The sequence below is a fragment of the Oceanisphaera marina genome (genome assembly GCF_014643915.1).
GTDB lineage: Bacteria > Pseudomonadota > Gammaproteobacteria > Enterobacterales > Aeromonadaceae > Oceanimonas > Oceanimonas marina.
In genome coordinates this window covers 53,428-73,334 of the sequence record NZ_BMKE01000019.1, presented here as the reverse complement: position 1 = coordinate 73,334, position 19,907 = coordinate 53,428, and the positions used below count along the sequence as shown (strand labels likewise).

Sequence of the window (19,907 nt, the reverse complement as noted above, 5' to 3'; positions counted from 1 at the left end):
GGCCGTGAGTGACTGACCTAACAAGTTCCGTTTCATGGCAGGCTCCCGAATGTAGCTATATGTAGAAATTATAGATCCACATGGGTTATGCCGTACTGCTTATGCTTGAAGTGGAAATAAGAAGGATATTCAATGAAGTTCAATCATTTAGGTATACCAACAACAGAACGATTCGATGGTGAAATCGATTTACCTCATTTAAAGATGACCGTATCTGATCATGAAAACAACCCTTATGGTATCCAGTGGCAGCGTTTTTGGGCTGATGCTCCATATCCTGAGTTGGTAAAAACAGTTCCTCATGCCGCTTTTGAAGTTGATGATCTAATGGCTGAAATTAAAGGTAAGAAAGTCATTATTGAACCTAACTCACCAAGTGAGGGTTTACTTGTTGCTTTCATTGAGGTAAATGGAGCTCCAGTTGAATTGATGGAATATTCTAAATAGTTGGTTGATGCTATTCAGGCCAGCCAGAGATAAGTATCTTAGGTAACTTTAAGAACGCATATAACAAATAAGGATAAGTGTAACAAATAAGGATAAGTGTCGCGCAGCCGACACTTATCCGGGTGTTGAACAAGCCCGAAGCTGCCTATATTAAGTAAATGGCTCGGTTGATCGTGGGGTGAGCGGTAAGACCGCTATTTTCTGCAGGCATAGTTGGCCGCTAAGCGATTAGAAGACTAATAACTTCAGTTAGTTACAGTGAGCTGTGGCTGATGGTTGTTCTTCTTCTGCTGTTGTTAAGGTCATTATCCTTACAGTCCACGCCTGTCGGCTATCTCGTTCGACTGATGCCGGTGCACACCATGCTTGTGTGCAGTGCGGGTTTAGTCATTGTTTCCGGCTAATGTTTTGTCTCAAGCTCGTTGAGCTCAAAATAATGGCAAGATTTACCGGTTGGCTACCAGTTTCGGGATGTGGGAAGACTATAAATTGCTTTATAAGCTATTGATCTGAAAGGAGAGGTGGCGCCCCCACCAGGACTCGAACCTGGATCGGCCGCTTAGGAGGCGGCTGCTCTATCCTGTTGAGCTATGGGAGCACGAGGGCGATTATATATAACTTGGCATCCGTTGAGAACCCGCCGCCCATGCAAGTGAGCATAAAAGCGGCGGTTGCTGGTTCAGGCTGGCTGGTTGGATGTTTTAGTAACATGCTCTATGCCATTTTTGAGCAGCATAACCAAAATCACGATAGTGCCGCCCACCAGGGCTAACTGGCTGGGATGTTCGCCTAAAAACAGCCATACCAAGAGGGTGCCGAACACGGTTTCCAGCAACAGCAGCAGGCTGACTTCTGCCGAGGGTAAATATTGAGGCCCTTGCTGAATAAGCGTAAAGCCAATGGGCAGCAATACCAGGCACAACAAGACCAACCATCCCAGATTTGCTGCATCTGGCAGGACCATAGTGCCACTCCAGCTTAATGCCAGGCCAGCGGTGATGATGCCGCTTAGCGCCAGCATGGGGCTCATGTCGATATGCGGTTGGCTGCGCGCCAGGGTAAGATTACCGGCCAGACCAAAGGCGGCCAATAAGGCAAAGGCACTGCCCAACCAGGAGCCGGATCCCAGATCGTCCAGCACAATCAGGCTGATGCCGACCATACAGCCGCCAATGGCAAGCCAGGTACGCAACGGCAGGCGTTCTTGCAAGAAGAGCCTGCTCAGCAGCGCGGCTATCAAGGGAGCGGAGGCTAAAATAACCAGTACATTGCCGGCCTTGGTAAAGTGATTGCCGAGCACAAAGCCGATGGTGCTTAAGCTGAACAGCAGGGCGCAGCCGATGCCGGCACGGCCACAGGTCAGATAAGCTCGCCACCATTGGCCTTTATAGCGCAGCAGCACGATCAGCAAAAAGCCGACCACATTGAGCAGTCCGCGCCACAGCACCACCTGTTCGGCCGGCAGGGTAAGAAAGCGTAATAACAAGGCATCGGGGGCTATGACCAGCACGCCCAGTGCGGTCAGCAAAAGTCCTTTTTGGTGGTTATCCATGGCACTTGAGTTGGGTAAAGGATGAGCATGATACTAGCACACGCCGGGGGTGGAACAAGCTCAGAGCCAGAGGCTGAACATAGGGAATGGGGATTGCAACAAGCTCCCTATTCCCAATTCCCTATTCCCAATTCCCTATTCCTTCTACATAAGCCTGGCTACTGTCTCTGATCACCAGCTCGGGGGTGAGGGTGAGTACGCGCCTTGGGCTGTCAGGGTTTTTAATGCGGGAGAGCAGGGTATCTACGGCCAGGGCGCCCATGCTGGTTTTGGGTTGCTCTACGCTGGTAAGCGATGGCACCAGATAGTGCGCCAGTTCGATATTGTCGTAGCCGACAATCGACATTTGCCCGGGCACATTTATTCCTGCATCGGCCAAGGCGCGCAAGGCCCCCATGGCCATCATGTCGTTGGCAATAAACATCGCCGTTGGCCGTTCTGGCAAACTCAGCAGGGCGTTCATGGCGCTGTTGCCACCGGCCAGCTCAAAGTCACCTTCACAGATCCACTCATCTCGCACCGTTAACCCGGCATGGTCCATGGCGGCTTTAAAGCCCGCCAGTCGTTCGTCTGCGGCCCGTTTGCCTCCTGGTCCGGTAATGCAGCCAATATGACGATGACCCAGACCAATTAAATGCTCGGTAGCCAACTGCCCACCTAATTGACCACCGTCCTGAATAATATCGGCGACCATGTCTTGGGGTCCCCAGTCGGCCAGCACCAGCGGAATATTGGGATAGCGATCAAAGATGCCGGCACCCAATTCAAGCTGGGTGCACATTAAAATAATGCCGTCGACCCGCTTTTGCAGCAGCATTTCCATGTTGCTGTTCAAGCGCGCCTTGTCATCCTGGGTATTGCACAGCGCCAGGCTGTAACCCAGCTCGAAACAGCGCTGCTCCACTCCTTGTACCACTTCGGCAAAGAAGGGGTTGGCACTGCTGGTCACCAGCATGCCCAGGGTGCGGGTTTCATTGACCTTCAGGCTGCGCGCCAGAGCAGAGGGCGCATAGTGCAGATCCTGGATGGCCCGCTCTACCCGCAGGGTGATTTCCGGGCTGACAAAACGGGTTTTATTCAGCACATGGCTGACCGTTGAGGTGGACACCTGGGCCTCGCGGGCAACATCTTTAATGGTAGCCATTATTTGTTTTCACGCATTAGTTAGCGTCCAGCAAAGCCTGAATGTCGGCCAGATAGGGAATGGAGGTTTGTGCGCCATGGCGGGTAACCGACAAGGCTGCCGCCGCTTGTGCAAAGCGTACTGCTGCCATCAATGGCTGCTGTTGCTGCAAAGCGGCCAGCAGGGCGCCGTTGAAAGTATCGCCTGCCGCCGTGGTATCAATGGCATTCACCTTGAAGCCTGCGATCAACTGGCCGGGCTTACCCTGTTCGCTTAGCCAGACGCCTCTTGCCCCCAGGGTGATAATCACGGTGTTGATGCCCTTGGCATGCAGTGCGGCCGCGGCCTGAGCGGCGGCTGCGTCATCCTTGACCCGGATACCGGTCAGCCGTTCGGCTTCGGTTTCGTTTGGGGTGATCATGTCCACCAGTGACAACAGCGTATCGGGCAAGGTTTGTGCCGGTGCCGGGTTGAGTACCACCCTGGCGCCCTGTGCCTTGGCCTGAGCGGCGGCGGCAATATTAGTCTCTAGGGGAATCTCCAGCTGCAGCAACAGTTGTTCGCAGGCAAGTCCGCCACTATGGCGCTGCAACTGCTCGGGTGTTAACCGGGCATTGGCGCCAGCGGCCAGCGAGATGGTGTTTTCACCCTCGTTATTTACCTGGATCAGTGCTACGCCGGTATTCACGCCGCTTATCGACTCGATAGCTTGAGTATCGATGCCGTCGGCAACAAAGCCTTCAACCAGCGTCTTGGCCAGCGCATCGTCACCCACGCAGGCAATAAAGTGCGTCTGGGCACCGGCACGCGCCGCCGCTACTGCCTGATTGGCGCCTTTGCCACCGGGCACTATCTGATAATCACTGCCGGTCAGGGTTTCGCCCGGGCGCGGAAACTGCGCCAGGCGAATCACATGATCGATATTAATACTGCCCACTACGGTTAATGTCATGATGTTGCCTTACTTGCTGATCACTTGCAGTGGCACGGGAATATGCTGCTCTACGGTTTCGCCCTTCAGGATCTTGTCGGCGGTTGCTACGGCAATGGCACCAATCTGGTTGGGCTGCTGGGCGATGGTGGCTGACAAGCGTCCGCCCTGTACCGCCTTAATACCATCTTGGGTGCCGTCAAAACCAACAATCAGCACGTCTTTTTTATTGGCGGCTTGCAGCGCACGCAAGGCACCCAGCGCCATTTCGTCGTTCTGGGCAAATACCGCCTGTACGCCGGCATTACCGGCCAGCAGGTTTTCCATGACGTTCAGGCCCTTGGTGCGATCAAAGTCCGCTGGTTGGCTGGCCAGCAGGTCAAAGTTGTGCTTGGCGATGGCCTGCTTGAAGCCTTCTCCGCGCTCGCGGGCGGCGCTGGTGCCGGCAATGCCTTCCAGCTGAATGACCTTGGCACCTTCACCCACTTGCTCGGCAATAAAGTCACCGGCCATCAGGCCACCGGCCACGTTGTCGGAGGCAATGTGCGACACCACATCACCGCGACTGGCGGCGCGATCCAGGGTGAGCACCGGCAGCTTGGCGCGGTTGGCCAGACGAATGGCATTGGTCACCGCATCGGAGTCGGTGGGGTTAATCAGCAATACCTTGGCACCGCGCACGCTGAGGTCTTCCACGTTCGACAGTTCTTTGGACGGATCATTTTGCGAGTCCAGCACAATTAGATCGTAACCCAGCTCGGCGGCTTTTTGCTCGGCGCCTTCTTTCATGGTCACAAAGAACGGATTGTTCAGGGTAGAAATCACCAGCGCCAAGGTATCTTTGGCATAGGCGCCGCTACTCATGGTGGCACCGAGCAGAGCAACAGAAAGCAGAGTGGTCAGTTTTTTCATGATGCGTTTCCTTAATGATAACGGCCTAAACTCAGCCTGAGTGTTACTTGTGTTTGTTGTCGACCAGCACGGCCAGCAGAATAACGGTCGCCTTGGCGATCATCTGGTAATAAGACGACACGTCCAGCAGGTTAAGGGCATTGTTCAAAAAGCCGATAATCAGGGCGCCAATCAGGGTGCCCATAATGGCCCCCTTGCCACCGGCCAGGCTGGTGCCCCCCAATACCACGGCGGCAATGGCGTCCAGCTCATAGCTGGTACCGGCGGTGGGTTGGGCCGAAGACAGGCGGCTGGTCACGATAATGGCGGCCAGTGCCGACAGCATGCCACAAATGGCATACACGCCTATTTTTACCCGGGCCACATTAATGCCCGACAAGCGAGCGGCGGCTTCGTTGCCACCCACCGCATAAATATAGCGACCAAAACGAGTATGATTGAGCAGATACCAGGCGCCAAGAAAGGTCATGGCCATCAACCATACCGGCACCGGTATGCCAAACACATAGCCGGTACCAAACCAGGCAAACACATCGCCAGCATCGGTAAAGCCGGTCGAAATGGGGCGACCTTCGGTATACACCATGGTCACGCCGCGCAGCAGGGTCATGGTCACCAGAGTGGCAATAAAGGCCTGCACCCGGCCTTTGGCCACAATCAGGCCACTGAAGCTACCCAGGGCAAAGCCCGCCAGCAATACCGCCGGCAGGGTGATGAAAATGGACAATTCCATCGACACCATGCTGGCGGCAAAGGCCCCGCATAATGCCAACACAGATCCCACACTCAAATCGATGCCGGCGGTGAGGATCACCAGGGTCATGCCCACGGCAATAATGGCGTTCACCGAGGTCTGGCGCAAAATATTGAGCAGGTTGTCGACGGTAAAAAAGTTCGGGTTCAAAGCCGACACCACGGCAATCAGCACCAGGAGGGCGATCAAGGATTTTTGGGCAATCAGCCACTCCTTGCTGAACCAGCGGCGGTTATTGGCGGTCGTCATCATGCTTGTTCCTTTTGGTGTGTTTTACCGACGGCCGCGGCCAGCAGTTGTTCTTGAGTAGCGGTGGTGGCGTTAAATTCACCGTTAATACGCCCTTCGTGCATGACCATTATGCGGTCACTCATGCCCAGTACTTCCGGCATATCCGAGGACACCAGAATAATGGCCATGCCTTCTTGTTTGAAACGGTTGATCAGCTGATAGATTTCCTTTTTGGCGCCCACATCCACGCCGCGCGTCGGTTCATCCAGGATCAGTACCTTGGGGCGGGTCATCAGACCCTTGGCAATGGCCACCTTTTGCTGGTTGCCACCGGACAAGTTACCGATCAGCTGCTCGCGTCCGGGGGTGCGGATTTTGAACAGATTAATGAACTCGTCTACCGCGCTGCGCTCGGCATGGTGATCCAGCTGAGGGCCACGGCTGTATTCGGCCAGGGCCGACAGGCTCATGTTGATTTTGACCGAGAGATCCAGAATCAGGCCATCGCCTTTGCGATCTTCCGAAATATAGGCAATGCCGGCGGCCAGGCCTTGTTGGGGATGGTTGGCGGCATAGGGCTTGCCCGATAACCACACCTGGCCCCCGGTGCGCGGCTCGGCACCATACAGTGCCTTGACCAACTCGGTGCGCCCGGCTCCCATCAGGCCGGAAAATCCGAGAATTTCCCCCTGATGCAAACTGAAGCTCACATCACTGATGCCCGGTGCGCACAATTTCTCGACCTTGAGCACTTCCAGCCCTTGCGACACCGCAATTCGCGGATATTGCTCTTCCAGTTTACGGCCGACCATCATCTCAATCAGGCGATCTTCATCAAGGTCGCTTACGGCGGCTTCGGCAATCCATTTGCCATCGCGCAACACGGTTACGCGGTCGCAAATATCGAAAATTTCCTGTAACCGGTGCGAGATATACACCATGGCGCATCCGTCGGCGCGCAGCTCTTCAATCACGCGAAACAAGGCCTGGGTTTCGGTATCGGTCAGGGCGTCGGTGGGCTCATCCATAATGATGACATCGGCCTTGAACGACAGCGCCTTGGCAATTTCCACCATTTGCTGGGCGCCAATGCTCAAATCACCCAGTCGGGTATTGGGAGACTGGCGAATTTGCAGTCGGTCCAGCAGCAGTTGGGCATCGGCATATAACTGAGTCCAATTAATTTTGCCGACCGCATTCACCGGCTCGCGGCCGAGAAAAATATTCTCGGCTATGGTCAGCTCGTCCAGCAGGTTCAGTTCCTGGTGAATAATGCCAATGCCGGCCTGTTGCGAGTCTCGAGGGCCTTTAAAGTGACAAGGTTGGCCACGATAAATAATGCTGCCTGCGTCCGGCTGATAAATACCGGTGAGCACCTTCATCATGGTGGATTTGCCGGCACCATTTTCGCCCATCAGCGCCATTACCTGGCCCGGATACACGTTAAGCCCGGCTTGCTCCAGCGCCTTGACGCCGGGAAACGCCTTGTCTATGCCCGTCAGGGACAGTATGGGTTGCATGTTCACCTCAAAAAGGCACGCCGCAGCGCAATATCAGATTGGCGTAAGGGGTGCACTCGCCGGTGCGGACCACGGCTTTGGCCCGAGCGTTATCCTGTTTGAATTGCTCATGGCTTATGTAGCTCACCGTAATGTCTTTACCCTGGGCGATGCCCGCGTCGGCGATGCGCGCCAATAACTGCTGATGCAGCTCGGGGCTGGCGGAGATGATTTCTTGTGCCAAGATGACGCCTTCCAGCTGCAGCTCGGTCAACACGGCGTTAAATACCGGCAGTAACCCCGGTAATCCCGGGCTCACGGCCAGGTCGATACGCTGAGGGCCTGCAGGAATGGGCAAGCCGGCATCGGCCAGCACTATGTCATCAGTATGGCCGACACTGGCGACCAGTGCCGATAAATGGCTGTTGAGTAAGGTGGTTTTTTTCACAAGATTCGCCTTGTTTGAGGTCCCTTAGACCCTAACGGTTTAACCAGATACGACAAGCGAAACGGTTACGCAATCGATTCGATGGGCGATTGTAGACAAAAATTCCATTTTTTGTTCGCTTGTAATGATAAAAATGAGATCTGGATCAACAAAGTGTCTGGTGACATTAGAGTATGAGAAGCCGGCGGCAGTTAATGATAAAATAGTGCACCACATCCATTTTGCCACCGGGTTCATACCGATATTTATGTTGCATTCACACACACTGCCGCCGGAGTTTGCCGATTTGCTGGCACCCATTCATGCTTTTTTGCGTTGTGACACCCCAGAGGCCTGGATAGAGGAAGCTTGCCGGCCAGAAAATCTGGCCGTGGTGCTGCGCGATCACATGCTGTGCGAATTAAAGGCGGCGCAAAGTGCCATGTTTTTGATCCGCAAGTACGCCATAGACCCGGACTCCAGGCAGGCGCTGCAAGACTGGCTAAAGCCCTATGAAGACTTTGCCTACAAGAAAACCGGCACGCTGGAGAGTCTGAAAGGCAAGAGCGGTATTTCAAAGAATATAGAAGCGCGGGCTGATTTACCCTATAGCCAGTCACTTATCGACAAGATGGTGCTGCTGATCAAAGAAGAATTGCATCACTATTATCAGGTGCTGGAGCTGATGCAGAATAAAGGCATCGCCTATGAAAACGTCACCGCCAGCCGCTATGCCAAAGGCTTGTTTACTCATGTGAAAACTTTCGAGCCCGACGCTCTGGTCGACAAGCTGATCATCGGTGCCTTTATCGAAGCCCGCTCTTGCGAGCGCTTTGCCAGATTGGCGCCGTTTTTAGCCGACGATATTCAGAAATTTTACATCTCGCTGCTCCGCTCCGAGGCGCGCCATTATCAGGACTACCTGACCCTGGCCCAAGACATCGCCGGCAAGGATATATCGGAGCGCATCGCCTATTTTGCCGAAGTGGAAGCCGAGCTTATCCGCTCGCCCGACAGCGAGTTTCGCTTTCACAGCGGTCACCCCCAGCCACAGCCGGAAACGGTCAGCTAAGTTAGGACAAGATTTTTCGCAACGGAATCCGCAGTATCCACAGAAAAATAGAGATCAAATCTGAAACAAAGCGTTAAGCCATAAGTTAAGTTCAACGTCCAAAGCATCCTGCTCTGCAGGACCAGCAGCTAAAGCGCTGGGCTACAGGAGCCGATGTTTGTCTTGGCTGACAGCTTATCGCTGTGGTTATCTTTTGTTATGGTGCCACCGATACTCGTTGTTGTAGTTTTGCAGCAGGCGCAGGCCTTGTTCGCTTTGAGGGGAGGCGAGTACCTTGTGGGTAGGGCCGGCTTCTATCACGTGGCCGTCGTGCAGCAAAATCAGGTGATCACTGATGTGGCGCACCACGCCCAGGTCGTTGGCCACAAACACGTAAGACAGCCCCAGTCGGGTTTGCAGGCTGAGCAGCAGGTTGATGATTTGCGAGCGCACCGAAATATCCAGGTTCGAGATGGCCTCGTCCGCCACTATGATGTTGGGCGATAAAATCAGGGCTCGTGCCAGCGCCACCCGCTGCTTTTGTCCGGTCGAGATCATCTGCGGATAAAAATGGTAATGGTCCGGCAGCAGGCCCACCATGCGCAGGGTATCCAGCACCAGCTCGTGACGCTGGCTGGCATCCAGGCTGGTGTTCAGGCTCAGCGGCATTTCCAGGATCTTGCCAATACTGCTGCGCGGATTGAGCGAGGTATTGGGATCCTGAAAAATCATCCGCAGCAGCTGGCAGCGCTTTTTATCGTCGCCGGGCTCGATTTTGTCGCCGTCGATATAAATATTGCCCTGAGTGGGCGGCATGACCCCGGCCAGCACCTTGGCCAGGGTGCTTTTCCCCGAGCCCGAGTCACCCATAATGGCCAGCGTCTGGCCACGCTCCAGGGTAAAGGACAGCGGATGAAAAGCGGTTTTGATGGTCTTGCGAAAAAAACCGGTGTGGGTCACAAACCCTTTGCTGAGGTTATCGACCTTAAGTAAGGGGACCTGACTCATTTCGACTTACCTTTTGGCATATTGAGCGGAAAGTGACAGTAATAGCTTTGCCCCTTGTACTTGGCCAGCGGCGGGGTGATCACACATTTTTTTTGCGCGTTGGGGCAGCGAGGGCCCAGCCGACAACCTATGGGCAGGCTTTGCAAGGGCGGTATGGCGCCGGGCAGTATGTTGAGGCGCGACTTGTGCGGCAGGCTGCCATCGAGATCCGGCATCATCTGCAACAAGGCGGCGGTATAGGGATGATGCGGCTTTGTCAGCAACTGCTCGCGGGTGCCGGATTCCACTGCCTGACCACAATACATGACGGTAATGTTGTCGGTTAGCCGGGCAAAGGTAGTCAGATCGTTGCTGATCAACAAAATGGTGGTGCCGGAGAGCTTATTCACCCGCTCCAGCAGCCGTAAAATCTGCGCCTGGTTGGATGCTTCCATGGCATTGGTGGGTTCATCGGCCACCAGCAATTTTGGCTGATTGGCAATGGCCATAGCGATCATCACCTTTTGGCATACCCCTTCCGACAGCTCGAAAGGGTAGCTGTTCATCACGGCTTTGGCGTTGCGAATACCCACTCTGTGCAATAGCGACAAGGCCTGGTTGTGGCGCCAGTTCCAGTGTTTCCACCAGTGCTCTTTTTTCTCGCGCGCCGGTATGGCTTCTTTGATCTGGGCGCCGATTTTTTCCGACGGATCCAGGCAGCTGGAAGGCTCCTGAAACACCATGGCAATGTCTCGGCCCATGATGCGCCGCCGCTCTTTATGAGACAGGCTGAGCAGGTCGATATTGTCGAAGTGCATGCGATCTGCGGTCACCCGCCAGGTGTCTTTGGCAATACCGACTATGGTTTCGGCCACCAGACTCTTTCCCGAGCCCGACTCGCCCACCAGGCCGCGCACTTCACCGTCGGCCAAGGTCAGGCTGAACTTGTCTACCGCCTTGACCAAACCTTGCGGGGTTTCTATTTCGATGGTCAGATTACGAATATCCAGCAGTGGCATCAGTCCATTACCTCATTGATTGCCTGGCGCAGTCCTTCGCCAACCATGTTGATCACCAGCACGGATAACAGTATGGCCAGCCCGGGCAGGGCAACCGTCCAGGGGGCGATAAACACCAGCTCCATGGCATCGGCCAGCATGGTGCCCCATTCGGGCTTTGGTGGTTGGGCTCCCAGCCCCAAAAAGCCTACCGCGGTAATATCGAGAATAGCAGCCGACAAGCCGCGGGTAGTTTGGCTGACGATGGTATCGCTGAGGTTGGGCAACACCCCGTAGCGCAGCATGTGCCAGCGAGTGCCGCCATCCAGACGCAGGGCGGTCAGGTATTCTTTTTGCATCTCGTCAGACACCGCATTATAAATGGCGCGGGTAAACTGCGGCGTCAGGGCCAGAGTAATGGCGATCAGGGTGTTGAACAGACCGGGGCCCAGTATGGCCACAAAAATAATGGCCAGCAGCAACGAAGGAATCGACAGCAAGGTATCCAGAAAATGGTTGAGGATACTGGCCTTGTAGCCTTTACTCATGCCGCCGATAATGCCGATGCCCCCGCCGACCAGCAGCGCGACCAATACCGCCAGCACGCCATTGCCGAAGGTAAGCCGGGCACCAAATACCAGTCGTGACAACATATCACGGCCCAAATCATCGGTGCCTAAAAAGAAGTCAACATTGCCTTCATCCGCCCAGGAGGGGGGCATCAGCAATACCTGGGTAAATTGCTCATAGGGCGCATAGGGGGCAATCCAGGGTGCCAGCAGGGTCAGTATTGATAACAGTCCCAGCCCCCACAGGCCAATCATGGCCAGGGTATTGCGACGAAATACGCCCCAGGTGAGCTCGCGAGGCGAGCGCACCTGTACTTCCGGATAAATATTACCCCCGCGTGGCATAAATGGCCTTCCTTCTGGCTGGGTAAATCAGGGTAGACATGATTTCGACGGCCGCACTGGCGACTATGGTAAAGGTGGCTATCGCCAGCGTTCCGCCCTTGATGGCGGCATAGTCCTGCAAGGCAATGCTGGTGATTAGCCAGCGGCCAAGACCGGGCCAGTCGAAGACAATTTCGGTCATGATGGCCGAAGTGAGTACGGTACCAAACTGCAGTCCCAGAGTGGGAATGGCCATGGGAAAAGCGTTGCGCAAGCCGTGGCGCAAAATCACATGCCGGTCGCTCAGCCCTTTGGTGAGTGCGGCGCGAATATAGTTTTGCTTCAGTACCTCGAGCAGAGCGCTGCGGATCTGGCGGATCACTTCGGTAGTCGGCACTATCGCCAATACCATTGCCGGCAATAACAGGTGGCGCAGCGCGTCCATAAAGGCCGGCCACCGATACTGATTATCGGTAAGCAGGGTGTCTATGGTCATGATGCCGGTTACCTGTTTGACTTCATACAACAGGCTGAGCTGACCCGACACCGGTAACCAGCCGAGGTTGAGTGAAAAAAACATCACCAGCAACATGCCAAGCCAAAACACGGGTACCGAATAACCGATAAGGGTGCAGGTAAGAATAAAGGTGTCTTGCCAGCGGCCCAGGCGCAAGGCGGCCAGAGTACCGGCGGGAACGCCCACCACTAACGAGACGATAAACGCCGCCAAACACAATTCCAGGGTAGCGGGAAAATACTGGCTGAGCGCCCCCAGTACCGGCAGGCCGGATGCACTGGACATGCCGAAGTCACCGGCCAGCAATTGATACAAAAAACCCATATAGCCCAGAAAAAAGTCGGGTGCGTCATCACTCATCAGCTGAAATTCCAGCACATAGGCGATGAACGTCAGCATGAGTAGCGTACTCAACAACAACGTCAGGCGGCGTAACAAATAAAGCAGCATGGTTACTCCTTGTAAGCCTTATGGAAGGACACGCCACCATAAGGCAGTAGCTGCAGCCCCTTTACCTGGGGGTGATAAGACAGTAATCGCTGGCTGTGCACCAGAGGAATCACCGCCATATCTCGATAAGCCAGTGTTTGCGCCCGTTGATAATGCCAAAAGCGTTCCTCTGGTGACGGCTGGGTGAGTGCCAGGTTCAGATGCTGTTCAAACAGCGGGTTGCACCAGCGGCTGGCGTTGGTGCCGGCGGCAATGGCGCGGCAACTCAGCAAGTTGCGCAACATATTATCCGGGCTTGGGGTGTCGGCAGACCAGCCGGTCAGCACAGCGTCATGCTCTCCGGCCAGCAGCTCGCGGCGCAACAGTTGTTCATCCATGGTTTTCAGGGTGACCTTGATGCCAAGCTCGGCCAGCCGTTGCTGGATCAGCTGTCCGGTTTTAAGGCCATCCGGGTTGTAGGTGCGAGCGCCGGACGGCATGAGCAGCGTCATTTTGATGCCCTCATTCAGACCAGCCAGCTTCAGCAGCCAGCGGGCGCGGGCCTGATTGGCCGGTGGCATGGTCAGGTCGGGATCATGGCCCCAGGAAGAAGCGGGTAATAAAGATCCCGCCAGTTCCCCGGTATCAAAGAACACGGCGTGCAGCAGGTCTTCCCGATCCAGCGCCAGGCTGAAGGCTCTGCGCACGCGAATATCATCGAAGGGAGCTTTTTGGGTATTGAGTGCCAGCACTGACACATTCATGCCGCGGGCTTCGCTCAGGGAAAGATCGGGGTGGCGCTTGATCACGGCCAGCTGGCTGGCCGACGGATTGGCCATCACATCACACTCACCCGACAGTAATTTGGCCAGCCGTTTGGATGACTTGGGGGTAATGTCGAAGACCAGTTGCTTCATGGGGGCACTGCCACGCCAGTAATGTGGGTGGGGATAATAACGAATAAATTCATCGGGCCTGTATAGACTGAGCATAAAGGGACCGGTTCCTATCGGGTGTTGATCCAGTTGCTCAGGGGTGCCTGCCGTCAGCAGTTGCTCGCCATATTCTGCCGACAATATCACCGCATAATCCGTGGCCAGATAGCCAAGAAAGTCCGCATTGGGGCGGGTCAATACAAATTCGACCTGGTGCGAGTCAAGGGCGCGTACTTCGCTCACTAATCCCGACCAGTCAACGCTGTCGAAAAACGGGTAACGACCGCCGTTAATGTCGTGATAAGGATGCTGTTTGTCCATGATACGGCTGAAAGTGAATACCACATCTTCTGCCGTCAGGGTACGGCCGGGGCTGAACCAGGGCGTTTGGTGAAAAGAGACCCCCTCGCGCAGGGTAAAACGGTAGCGCAGGCCATCGTCACTGCGTTGCCAGTGGCTGGCCAATGACGGCGTCAATTGCTGGGTGAGCGGGTCGAGGTCCAGCAGACGATCGTATAACTGATGGGCCGTCGCCCCCAGGGTCTCGGTAGAAATAACCAATTGCGGATTAAAACTCAGCGGTGCGCTTGCCATACAATACAGCAGGCTTTCTCGAGCCAGTTGCTGGTTGCTATTGTCACACCCTGCCAGTAACAGGCTGGTCAGCAGTCCCCAAAGCCATAATCGCATACTTAATCCTTGTGTTCTTCCTGCCCGCCGAGGGGAAGCTCTGCGGCGTATTTACGCAACAGGCCACGCAGCTGATGATAACTCAAGCCCAGCTGTTCGGCTGCCTGGCGCTGGTGATAATGCGTCTGCTCCAATGCCGCCTTCAGCAAGCGCACTTCTTGTTGTGCCAGGTGGGCTTTTATATCCAGTGGCAGTATTACGGCGTTATCCGCCCTGGTTTGGTTATGGTTTCCCGGTCGCCAGGGCGAGGCGAAGGGATCCAGATACAATTCCTTGAGCGCCACTTCTGGCTGGCCGTGGCGATACAGGCTGCGTTCAATCACGTTTTTCAGCTCGCGCACATTGCCAGGCCAGGGGTGGGCGAGTAACTGTTGGCGTACCGCACCACTAAAGCCGGCAAACAGTGGCCAGCCCAATTCCATGCATAAATTAACGGCAAAATGCTCGGCCAGACGAATGATATCGTCGTCCCTGGCGCGCAGGGGCGGCAATGTAACCACATCAAAGGCCAGTCTATCAAGCAGATCGGCCCGAAAGTCGCCCTTTTGCGCCAAACTGGGCAGATCCTGATTGGTGGCACACACCAGCCTTACATCGACCTGCACCGCCTGACTGCCGCCCACCCGCTCGAATTCGCCGTATTCAATCACCCGCAGCAGCTTTTCCTGCACCCGGGGGCTGGTGCTGGCCAGTTCATCTAAAAACAGGGTGCCGCCATTGGCGCGCTCAAAACGACCCAAATGGCGCTTTTGTGCGCCGGTAAAGGCGCCCACTTCGTGGCCGAACAGTTCATTTTCCAGCAAGGTTTCGGCCAGGGTGGCACAATTTAGCGAAATAAAGGGTTGCTGCCAGCGGGGTGACAAATAATGCAGGCGATGGGCCACCAGCTCTTTGCCGGTGCCGCGCTCACCCACCACCAGCACCGGCTTGTGTAATGGCGCCAACAGTGACGTTTGCTCCAGCACCGACAGCAGCGCATTGGATTGGCCAATCAGATCATTGTGCATAAGCGCCTCTTGATAAGTCACCAGGGTGGTTAAATTTACCAGATTATAGCTATATTCGCCGCGACTCAGTTGGTGAGTTGTTAGGGTGGATGATTAATTTAGTTTATTTTCAAACGCTTAACTCTGTCTTTCTAGTTGGCATGAAAATTGTAAATTGTTTGGTTATTAAGGATAGTTAGCATTAAGGATGAATTGCATCAAGGGTAGAAAGTCAGCCAAGCCACTAGCGAGTTAAATGGCTGGCTAAGCGAATAACCAGGCAGCCGATATTGCCTTTGGGCATCATCTGTCACTTTATATCAAGGAGTATCAACATGAGTATTTTTTCTCGTCTGGCAGACATCGTTAATGCCAATCTGAATTCGCTGCTGGATAAGGCCGAAGACCCGGCCAAAATGGTGCGGCTGATTATTCAGGAAATGGAAGACGAGCTGGTGCGTGAGCGTTCCAACCTGGCGCGTTTTCTGGCAGAGCAAAAAGACTTGTTGCGCCAGGTTGATCGTCATCAGGAACGGGTGAGTGAATGGCAAGGCAAGGCCGAGCTGGCGCTCAGTCGGGATCGTGAAGACCTGGCGCGAGCCGCCTTGCTGGAAAAAAGCAAACAGGCCGACCTGCTGAAGGCGCTGGATCACGAGCAACAGGTAGTGGGTGAAGGCATCGATAAATTGTCCCAGGCGATAAGCGCGCTGGAAGACAAGCTGGTGGATGCCAGAGCTCGGCAGCAGGCCATGCAGTTGCGCGAGCGCAGTGCTCAAAGCCGCATCAAGGTACAAGAGCGGGTGCGCTACAGCGAAACTGCCTCATCGGTAGACAAGTTTGATCGCATGGAGCGCAAAATAGACGAGTTGGAAGCCAAGGCTGACCTTTACAGCCAGAGCAAGGGGCTGGATCAATCATTTGCCGAGCTGGAAGTGGACGATGCCATCAGCCAGGAGCTGAGTAAATTAAAGGCTAAGATGAATAACAGCGAGGAGGGCTAATGTCTGAGCTGGCCTGGGCCCTGGTGGCCCCATTGAATATCTTTTTGTTTCTGGTGGTGCCCATCTGGCTGGTGCTGCATTATCGCAGCAAGCGTCGGTTGGATGAAGGGCTGGGCGAAACCGCTCGTGTGCGACTGGAGCAAAGTCTGACTCAAACCGAACAATTGGCCGAGCGAGTGAACACCCTTGAGCGGCTATTGGATCAGGAGGTTCCCGGATGGCGTCAACCTTGATTAATTTGTATCGTGACAAACGCAACGGCAAGTTGGGTGGCGTGTGTGCCGGTATTGCGCGCAAGGTCGGCGTCGAGCCCTGGCTGGTGCGGGTACTGGCGGTCACCGGGTTGGTGTTTACCAGTTTTTTGACTCTGGTGCTCTATATTGCCGCCTGGCTGTTGCTTGACGATCGGCCGCAAACGGAAGAAGCCGGGCCGGCCCATGTAAAAAGCACCGGCTGGCAGTCGGGCCTGTCGCCCAATGATGCGCTGACTAAACTCGAGACTCGTTTGCAGGGGCTGAACGGACGGGTGGCTAAAATGGAGCGGCTGCTCACCTCGCAGGAATTTCGGGTGCGTCGAGAGTTCAGGGATCTGGATAAACATAAATAAACGTAATGACGAACAATTCAAGGAGTGTCCATGCAAGTAGATAAATTGATCAGCCAGTTTCTGGGCAGTGGTCAGGGGCTGGATAAAGTGAAAGGGTTGGCCAAGGGCGCCGGTTTTGGCAAGGGAGCGGCCACCGGCGGCATTCTGGGGTTACTGATGGGCAGCAAGAAAGGGCGCAAGATGGCCGGCGGCACGCTTAAATATGCCGGGCTGGCCGCCGCGGGTGCCATGGCGTGGAAAGCCTACCAGAACTGGCAACAAAATCAGAGTCCGGCCCAGGCGCAACCTGCTACTGCCGCCGATGTGCAAGAGCTGGATGCGCGTTTTTCACCGAATCAATCGGGAGCCAACGGCGAGTCGTTTCAACTGGCGTTAATGCGCGCCATGATAGGGGCGGCCAAGGCGGATGGACACATAGATGCTACCGAGCAGGCGGCTATTTTTGAACAGGTAGAAGAGATGTCGCTATCGGCGGCAGAAAAGGCACTGGTATTCGATATGCTGTCGGCGCCATCGTCGTTGCACGATATTGCCGCATCGGCGTCGGGCACAGAGCAGGCAGCGGAGCTGTATCTGGCATCGCGACTGGTGATAGATCCGGATCAGGCGGTAGAGCGGGCATATCTTGAGGCATTGGCGCACAAGTTGAATCTGCCAAGCGAACTGGTGGCACATCTTGAGCAACAGGCAGTACAGGGAATGGAGCAATAAGAGAGTAGCACAATAATGGGGTGACCGACGGGGCTCGAACCCGCGACAACCGGAATCACAATCCGGGACTCTACCAACTGAGCTACGGTCACCAAAGATGGCGCGCCCTGCAGGACTCGAACCTGCGACCACCCGCTTAGAAGGCGGGTGCTCTATCCAGCTGAGCTAAGGGCGCTTTTGTTACTTTTCTCGTTGCACAACCTAACCTTATGACAGGTAATACTTTGCGCTAACGGGGCGGCATAATACCCATTTGCCCCACAGGGGTCAACGGCTTTATCCTGCCTCGTACACCTGAGGCGACCAATTGCTCATTGTGGGTAAATATTGGGCATTTTCAACGACGAAAGCCGTGGGAGCTCGCTTATCAAAGCCGTGAAAAAATGCGACAATCACCCCAGGTTTATAAAGGTGAGAATCAACGCAGATGTCAGCTCAAATAATCGATGGAAAAGCGATTGCACAGGCGGTACGTAACCAGGTGGCCGAACGTGTGGCCGAACGAACCCGTGCGGGAAAACGCGCACCGGGACTGGCGGTTGTTCTGGTGGGAGCCAATCCTGCCTCTCAGGTCTATGTCGGCAGCAAGCGGCGAGCCTGTGAAGAAGTAGGGTTTATTTCCAAGTCTTACGATCTGCCCAAAGAGGCCACAGAACAGCAATTGCTGGAGCTGATCGACGAGCTGAACCAGGACAGCACCATAGACGGCATTCTGGTGCAGTTACCCCTGCCCAATCATATAGACAGCACCCCGATCATTGAACGTATTCACCCCCACAAAGATGTAGACGGCTTTCATCCTTACAACATAGGTCGTCTGGCCCAGCGTATTCCCGCGCTGCGCCCCTGTACTCCCAAGGGCATTATTACCCTGATTGAACGCAGCCACATCAAGACCCACGGTCTTAATGCCGTGGTGGTGGGCGCGTCCAACATCGTCGGGCGCCCCATGACGCTGGAGCTGCTGCTGGCCGGTTGTACCACCACTACCTGTCACCGATTTACCGAAGATCTCAAGGCCAAGGTAGAGGGCGCCGATCTGCTGGTTGTGGCGGTGGGCAAGCCCGGTTTTATTCCCGGTGACTGGATCAAGCCCGGTGCCGTAGTGATCGATGTGGGCATCAACCGGCTGGATGATGGCCGCCTGGTGGGTGATGTGGAATATGCGGTGGCTGCCGAGCGAGCCGCCTATATTACCCCAGTGCCCGGTGGCGTTGGCCCCATGACGGTGGCGTCGTTAATGGAAAATACCCTGATCGCCTGCGAGCGATATCACGACCTGTAATTTGGCGCTCCGCCAATAAGGACAATGGATGCAGTGGCCCAGCAAGGATGTGCTTTATACGGTAATTTTTGGCACCGAAACCCCGGCGGGCCGCCGTTTCGATCTGGCGCTGATTGTCGTTATTCTGTTGTCGATAGCAGTACTGCTGCTGGACTCCATGAGTTCGGTACGCGTTCATATCGGCGATACCCTGTATGCTCTGGAATGGGCCTTTACCCTGTTATTTACCCTGGAATACGGGGTGCGAATTTACTGCGCGCAGAATCGACTGGGCTATATTCGCAGTTTTTACGGCATTATCGATGTATTGGCGGTCATGCCGTCTTATCTGGCGGTCTTTATTCCTGGCGCCAACTTTCTGCTGATGGTGCGCTTGCTGCGTGTGTTGCGGGTATTTCGCATTCTGAAGCTGTTTCGCTATGCCAACGAAGCCAATGTACTGTTGCGCTCGCTGAACCAGAGCCGGCGCAAGATCATGGTTTTTTTCAGCAGTCTTTTTATTCTGGTGACGCTGTTCGGTTCTTTATTGTATGTGGTGGAAGGGCCGGAAAACGGCTTTACCAGTATTCCCATCAGTATTTACTGGGCCATTGTGACCATTACCACGGTGGGGTTTGGTGATATTACGCCACAAACGCCGCTGGGGCAGGGGATTGCTGCGGTTACCATGTTGATGGGCTACGCCATTATTGCGGTACCCACTGGTATTTTAAGTGCCGAGCTGGGGCGAGAAATGCGCCGCGAGTACGATATGCGCCATTGCCCGCAATGTGACAAGACCGGGCACGATCAGGATGCCAAATACTGCAAATATTGCGGTGGTGGAATGGAGCCCAAAAGTGAAGAGGGGTAGAGTGAAGAGTAAAGGGAATACGCTCTGACCAAATAAAGCACCGACCCCACAAGGTCGGTGCTTTTGTCGTGATGAAGTTTATGTTTTT

General features: G+C 54.8%; 21 protein-coding genes and 3 tRNA genes. 8 read left to right on the top strand and 16 right to left on the bottom strand.

From position 1 onward, the window contains the following. Positions 1-132 precede the first annotated feature (132 nt). The gene (locus IEW52_RS11865) at positions 133-447 is read left to right on the top strand and encodes a hypothetical protein (RefSeq protein WP_064626880.1); all 315 of its coding nucleotides are present in this window, start codon (positions 133-135) and stop codon (positions 445-447) included. 522 nt (positions 448-969) lie between these two features. Here IEW52_RS11865 and IEW52_RS11860 read toward each other — a convergent pair. The 8 genes from IEW52_RS11860 to rbsD form a co-directional block, all read right to left on the bottom strand. Continuing rightward, positions 970-1,045 (bottom strand) — tRNA-Arg (locus tag IEW52_RS11860). Between the two features lie 81 nt (positions 1,046-1,126). Then, positions 1,127-1,999 (bottom strand): DMT family transporter, encoded by an 873-nt coding sequence (locus IEW52_RS11855; RefSeq protein ID WP_188630289.1) that lies wholly within the window; start codon positions 1,997-1,999, stop codon positions 1,127-1,129. A 121-nt stretch (positions 2,000-2,120) separates the two neighbouring features. After that, positions 2,121-3,143, bottom strand: coding sequence for a substrate-binding domain-containing protein (locus tag IEW52_RS11850; protein ID WP_188630288.1), 1,023 nt, complete (start codon positions 3,141-3,143; stop codon positions 2,121-2,123). Between the two features lie 16 nt (positions 3,144-3,159). Beyond that, entirely contained in the window at positions 3,160-4,077 is a 918-nt protein-coding gene (rbsK, locus tag IEW52_RS11845; RefSeq protein WP_229667923.1) for a ribokinase, read from the bottom strand. Between the two features lie 6 nt (positions 4,078-4,083). Continuing rightward, positions 4,084-4,965, bottom strand: a complete 882-nt coding sequence (gene rbsB, locus IEW52_RS11840; RefSeq protein WP_188630286.1) for a ribose ABC transporter substrate-binding protein RbsB — start codon at positions 4,963-4,965, stop codon at positions 4,084-4,086. A 43-nt stretch (positions 4,966-5,008) separates the two neighbouring features. Beyond that, the gene (rbsC, locus tag IEW52_RS11835; RefSeq protein WP_373286231.1) at positions 5,009-5,968 is read right to left on the bottom strand and encodes a ribose ABC transporter permease; all 960 of its coding nucleotides are present in this window, start codon (positions 5,966-5,968) and stop codon (positions 5,009-5,011) included. Beyond that, positions 5,968-7,470, bottom strand: a complete 1,503-nt coding sequence (gene rbsA, locus IEW52_RS11830; RefSeq protein WP_188630284.1) for a ribose ABC transporter ATP-binding protein RbsA — start codon at positions 7,468-7,470, stop codon at positions 5,968-5,970. Before rbsA ends, rbsC begins: the two co-directional genes overlap by 1 nt. 7 nt (positions 7,471-7,477) lie before the next feature. Beyond that, positions 7,478-7,897: a D-ribose pyranase gene (gene rbsD / locus IEW52_RS11825; RefSeq protein ID WP_188630283.1), complete on the bottom strand. Its 420-nt coding sequence runs from the start codon at positions 7,895-7,897 to the stop codon at positions 7,478-7,480. A gap of 247 nt (positions 7,898-8,144) precedes the next feature. Between rbsD and miaE the strand changes: the two genes are divergently transcribed. Beyond that, positions 8,145-8,948: a tRNA isopentenyl-2-thiomethyl-A-37 hydroxylase MiaE gene (gene miaE, locus IEW52_RS11820; RefSeq protein WP_188630282.1), complete on the top strand. Its 804-nt coding sequence runs from the start codon at positions 8,145-8,147 to the stop codon at positions 8,946-8,948. A gap of 186 nt (positions 8,949-9,134) precedes the next feature. On the opposite strand, the gene IEW52_RS11815 is transcribed toward miaE, so the two are convergent. From IEW52_RS11815 to pspF, 6 genes are read right to left on the bottom strand one after another with little or no spacing between them, the layout of a single operon-like run. Continuing rightward, entirely contained in the window at positions 9,135-9,935 is an 801-nt protein-coding gene (locus tag IEW52_RS11815; protein ID WP_188630281.1) for a peptide ABC transporter ATP-binding protein, read from the bottom strand. Continuing rightward, positions 9,932-10,933 (bottom strand): peptide ABC transporter ATP-binding protein, encoded by a 1,002-nt coding sequence (locus tag IEW52_RS11810; protein WP_188630280.1) that lies wholly within the window; start codon positions 10,931-10,933, stop codon positions 9,932-9,934. The genes IEW52_RS11815 and IEW52_RS11810 overlap by 4 nt, the downstream gene beginning before the upstream one ends. Further along, on the bottom strand, positions 10,933-11,826 hold the full coding sequence (locus IEW52_RS11805) for an ABC transporter permease subunit (RefSeq protein ID WP_188630279.1): 894 nt from the start codon (positions 11,824-11,826) through the stop codon (positions 10,933-10,935). Before IEW52_RS11805 ends, IEW52_RS11810 begins: the two co-directional genes overlap by 1 nt. Next, positions 11,810-12,772, bottom strand: a complete 963-nt coding sequence (locus IEW52_RS11800; RefSeq protein WP_188630278.1) for an ABC transporter permease — start codon at positions 12,770-12,772, stop codon at positions 11,810-11,812. The genes IEW52_RS11805 and IEW52_RS11800 overlap by 17 nt, the downstream gene beginning before the upstream one ends. Positions 12,773-12,774: 2 nt before the next feature. Next, positions 12,775-14,376 carry an ABC transporter substrate-binding protein gene (locus IEW52_RS11795; RefSeq protein WP_188630277.1) on the bottom strand — a complete coding sequence of 534 codons (1,602 nt, stop codon included), beginning with the start codon at positions 14,374-14,376 and terminating at the stop codon, positions 12,775-12,777. Between the two features lie 2 nt (positions 14,377-14,378). Beyond that, positions 14,379-15,383, bottom strand: coding sequence for a phage shock protein operon transcriptional activator (gene pspF / locus IEW52_RS11790; protein WP_188630276.1), 1,005 nt, complete (start codon positions 15,381-15,383; stop codon positions 14,379-14,381). Between the two features lie 314 nt (positions 15,384-15,697). On the opposite strand from pspF, the gene pspA reads away from it, so the two are divergent. From pspA to IEW52_RS11770, 4 genes are read left to right on the top strand one after another with little or no spacing between them, the layout of a single operon-like run. Continuing rightward, positions 15,698-16,363 carry a phage shock protein PspA gene (pspA, locus tag IEW52_RS11785; protein ID WP_188630275.1) on the top strand — a complete coding sequence of 222 codons (666 nt, stop codon included), beginning with the start codon at positions 15,698-15,700 and terminating at the stop codon, positions 16,361-16,363. Next, positions 16,363-16,596, top strand: coding sequence for an envelope stress response membrane protein PspB (gene pspB, locus IEW52_RS11780; RefSeq protein ID WP_188630274.1), 234 nt, complete (start codon positions 16,363-16,365; stop codon positions 16,594-16,596). The genes pspA and pspB overlap by 1 nt, the downstream gene beginning before the upstream one ends. Next, complete coding sequence (gene pspC / locus IEW52_RS11775) at positions 16,581-16,970, top strand: envelope stress response membrane protein PspC (RefSeq protein ID WP_188630273.1); 390 nt, start codon at positions 16,581-16,583, stop codon at positions 16,968-16,970. The genes pspB and pspC overlap by 16 nt, the downstream gene beginning before the upstream one ends. A 30-nt stretch (positions 16,971-17,000) precedes the next feature. After that, complete coding sequence (locus IEW52_RS11770) at positions 17,001-17,681, top strand: tellurite resistance TerB family protein (protein WP_188630272.1); 681 nt, start codon at positions 17,001-17,003, stop codon at positions 17,679-17,681. 16 nt (positions 17,682-17,697) lie between these two features. Here the strand turns inward: IEW52_RS11770 and IEW52_RS11765 are convergent. Both IEW52_RS11765 and IEW52_RS11760 read right to left on the bottom strand, forming a co-directional pair. After that, a tRNA-His gene (locus IEW52_RS11765) sits at positions 17,698-17,773 on the bottom strand. A gap of 6 nt (positions 17,774-17,779) precedes the next feature. Further along, a tRNA-Arg gene (locus IEW52_RS11760) sits at positions 17,780-17,856 on the bottom strand. Between the two features lie 252 nt (positions 17,857-18,108). Between IEW52_RS11760 and folD the strand changes: the two genes are divergently transcribed. Together folD and IEW52_RS11750 are read left to right on the top strand one after the other, a co-directional pair. Then, positions 18,109-18,966 carry a bifunctional methylenetetrahydrofolate dehydrogenase/methenyltetrahydrofolate cyclohydrolase FolD gene (gene folD, locus IEW52_RS11755; protein ID WP_188630271.1) on the top strand — a complete coding sequence of 286 codons (858 nt, stop codon included), beginning with the start codon at positions 18,109-18,111 and terminating at the stop codon, positions 18,964-18,966. Between the two features lie 28 nt (positions 18,967-18,994). After that, a complete protein-coding gene (locus IEW52_RS11750; RefSeq protein ID WP_188630270.1) occupies positions 18,995-19,819 on the top strand; it encodes an ion transporter in 825 nt (274 codons plus the stop codon). Positions 19,820-19,907: the final 88 nt, after the last annotated feature.

What these genes read in the sequence shown, in the direction of transcription:
- IEW52_RS11815 (WP_188630281.1), bottom strand. Translation starts at nt 9,935, where the DNA reads ATGAGTCAGGTCCCCTTACTTAAGGTCGATAACCTCAGCAAAGGGTTT.
- rbsA (WP_188630284.1), bottom strand. Translation starts at nt 7,470, where the DNA reads ATGCAACCCATACTGTCCCTGACGGGCATAGACAAGGCGTTTCCCGGC.
- IEW52_RS11750 (WP_188630270.1), top strand. Translation starts at nt 18,995, where the DNA reads ATGCAGTGGCCCAGCAAGGATGTGCTTTATACGGTAATTTTTGGCACC.
- IEW52_RS11865 (WP_064626880.1), top strand. Translation starts at nt 133, where the DNA reads ATGAAGTTCAATCATTTAGGTATACCAACAACAGAACGATTCGATGGT.
- IEW52_RS11770 (WP_188630272.1), top strand. Translation starts at nt 17,001, where the DNA reads ATGCAAGTAGATAAATTGATCAGCCAGTTTCTGGGCAGTGGTCAGGGG.
- rbsC (WP_373286231.1), bottom strand. Translation starts at nt 5,968, where the DNA reads ATGACGACCGCCAATAACCGCCGCTGGTTCAGCAAGGAGTGGCTGATT.
- pspC (WP_188630273.1), top strand. Translation starts at nt 16,581, where the DNA reads ATGGCGTCAACCTTGATTAATTTGTATCGTGACAAACGCAACGGCAAG.
- miaE (WP_188630282.1), top strand. Translation starts at nt 8,145, where the DNA reads ATGTTGCATTCACACACACTGCCGCCGGAGTTTGCCGATTTGCTGGCA.
- pspB (WP_188630274.1), top strand. Translation starts at nt 16,363, where the DNA reads ATGTCTGAGCTGGCCTGGGCCCTGGTGGCCCCATTGAATATCTTTTTG.
- pspA (WP_188630275.1), top strand. Translation starts at nt 15,698, where the DNA reads ATGAGTATTTTTTCTCGTCTGGCAGACATCGTTAATGCCAATCTGAAT.
- IEW52_RS11795 (WP_188630277.1), bottom strand. Translation starts at nt 14,376, where the DNA reads ATGCGATTATGGCTTTGGGGACTGCTGACCAGCCTGTTACTGGCAGGG.
- IEW52_RS11855 (WP_188630289.1), bottom strand. Translation starts at nt 1,999, where the DNA reads ATGGATAACCACCAAAAAGGACTTTTGCTGACCGCACTGGGCGTGCTG.
- IEW52_RS11805 (WP_188630279.1), bottom strand. Translation starts at nt 11,826, where the DNA reads ATGCCACGCGGGGGTAATATTTATCCGGAAGTACAGGTGCGCTCGCCT.
- rbsB (WP_188630286.1), bottom strand. Translation starts at nt 4,965, where the DNA reads ATGAAAAAACTGACCACTCTGCTTTCTGTTGCTCTGCTCGGTGCCACC.
- IEW52_RS11850 (WP_188630288.1), bottom strand. Translation starts at nt 3,143, where the DNA reads ATGGCTACCATTAAAGATGTTGCCCGCGAGGCCCAGGTGTCCACCTCA.
- pspF (WP_188630276.1), bottom strand. Translation starts at nt 15,383, where the DNA reads ATGCACAATGATCTGATTGGCCAATCCAATGCGCTGCTGTCGGTGCTG.
- folD (WP_188630271.1), top strand. Translation starts at nt 18,109, where the DNA reads ATGTCAGCTCAAATAATCGATGGAAAAGCGATTGCACAGGCGGTACGT.
- IEW52_RS11800 (WP_188630278.1), bottom strand. Translation starts at nt 12,772, where the DNA reads ATGCTGCTTTATTTGTTACGCCGCCTGACGTTGTTGTTGAGTACGCTA.
- IEW52_RS11810 (WP_188630280.1), bottom strand. Translation starts at nt 10,933, where the DNA reads ATGCCACTGCTGGATATTCGTAATCTGACCATCGAAATAGAAACCCCG.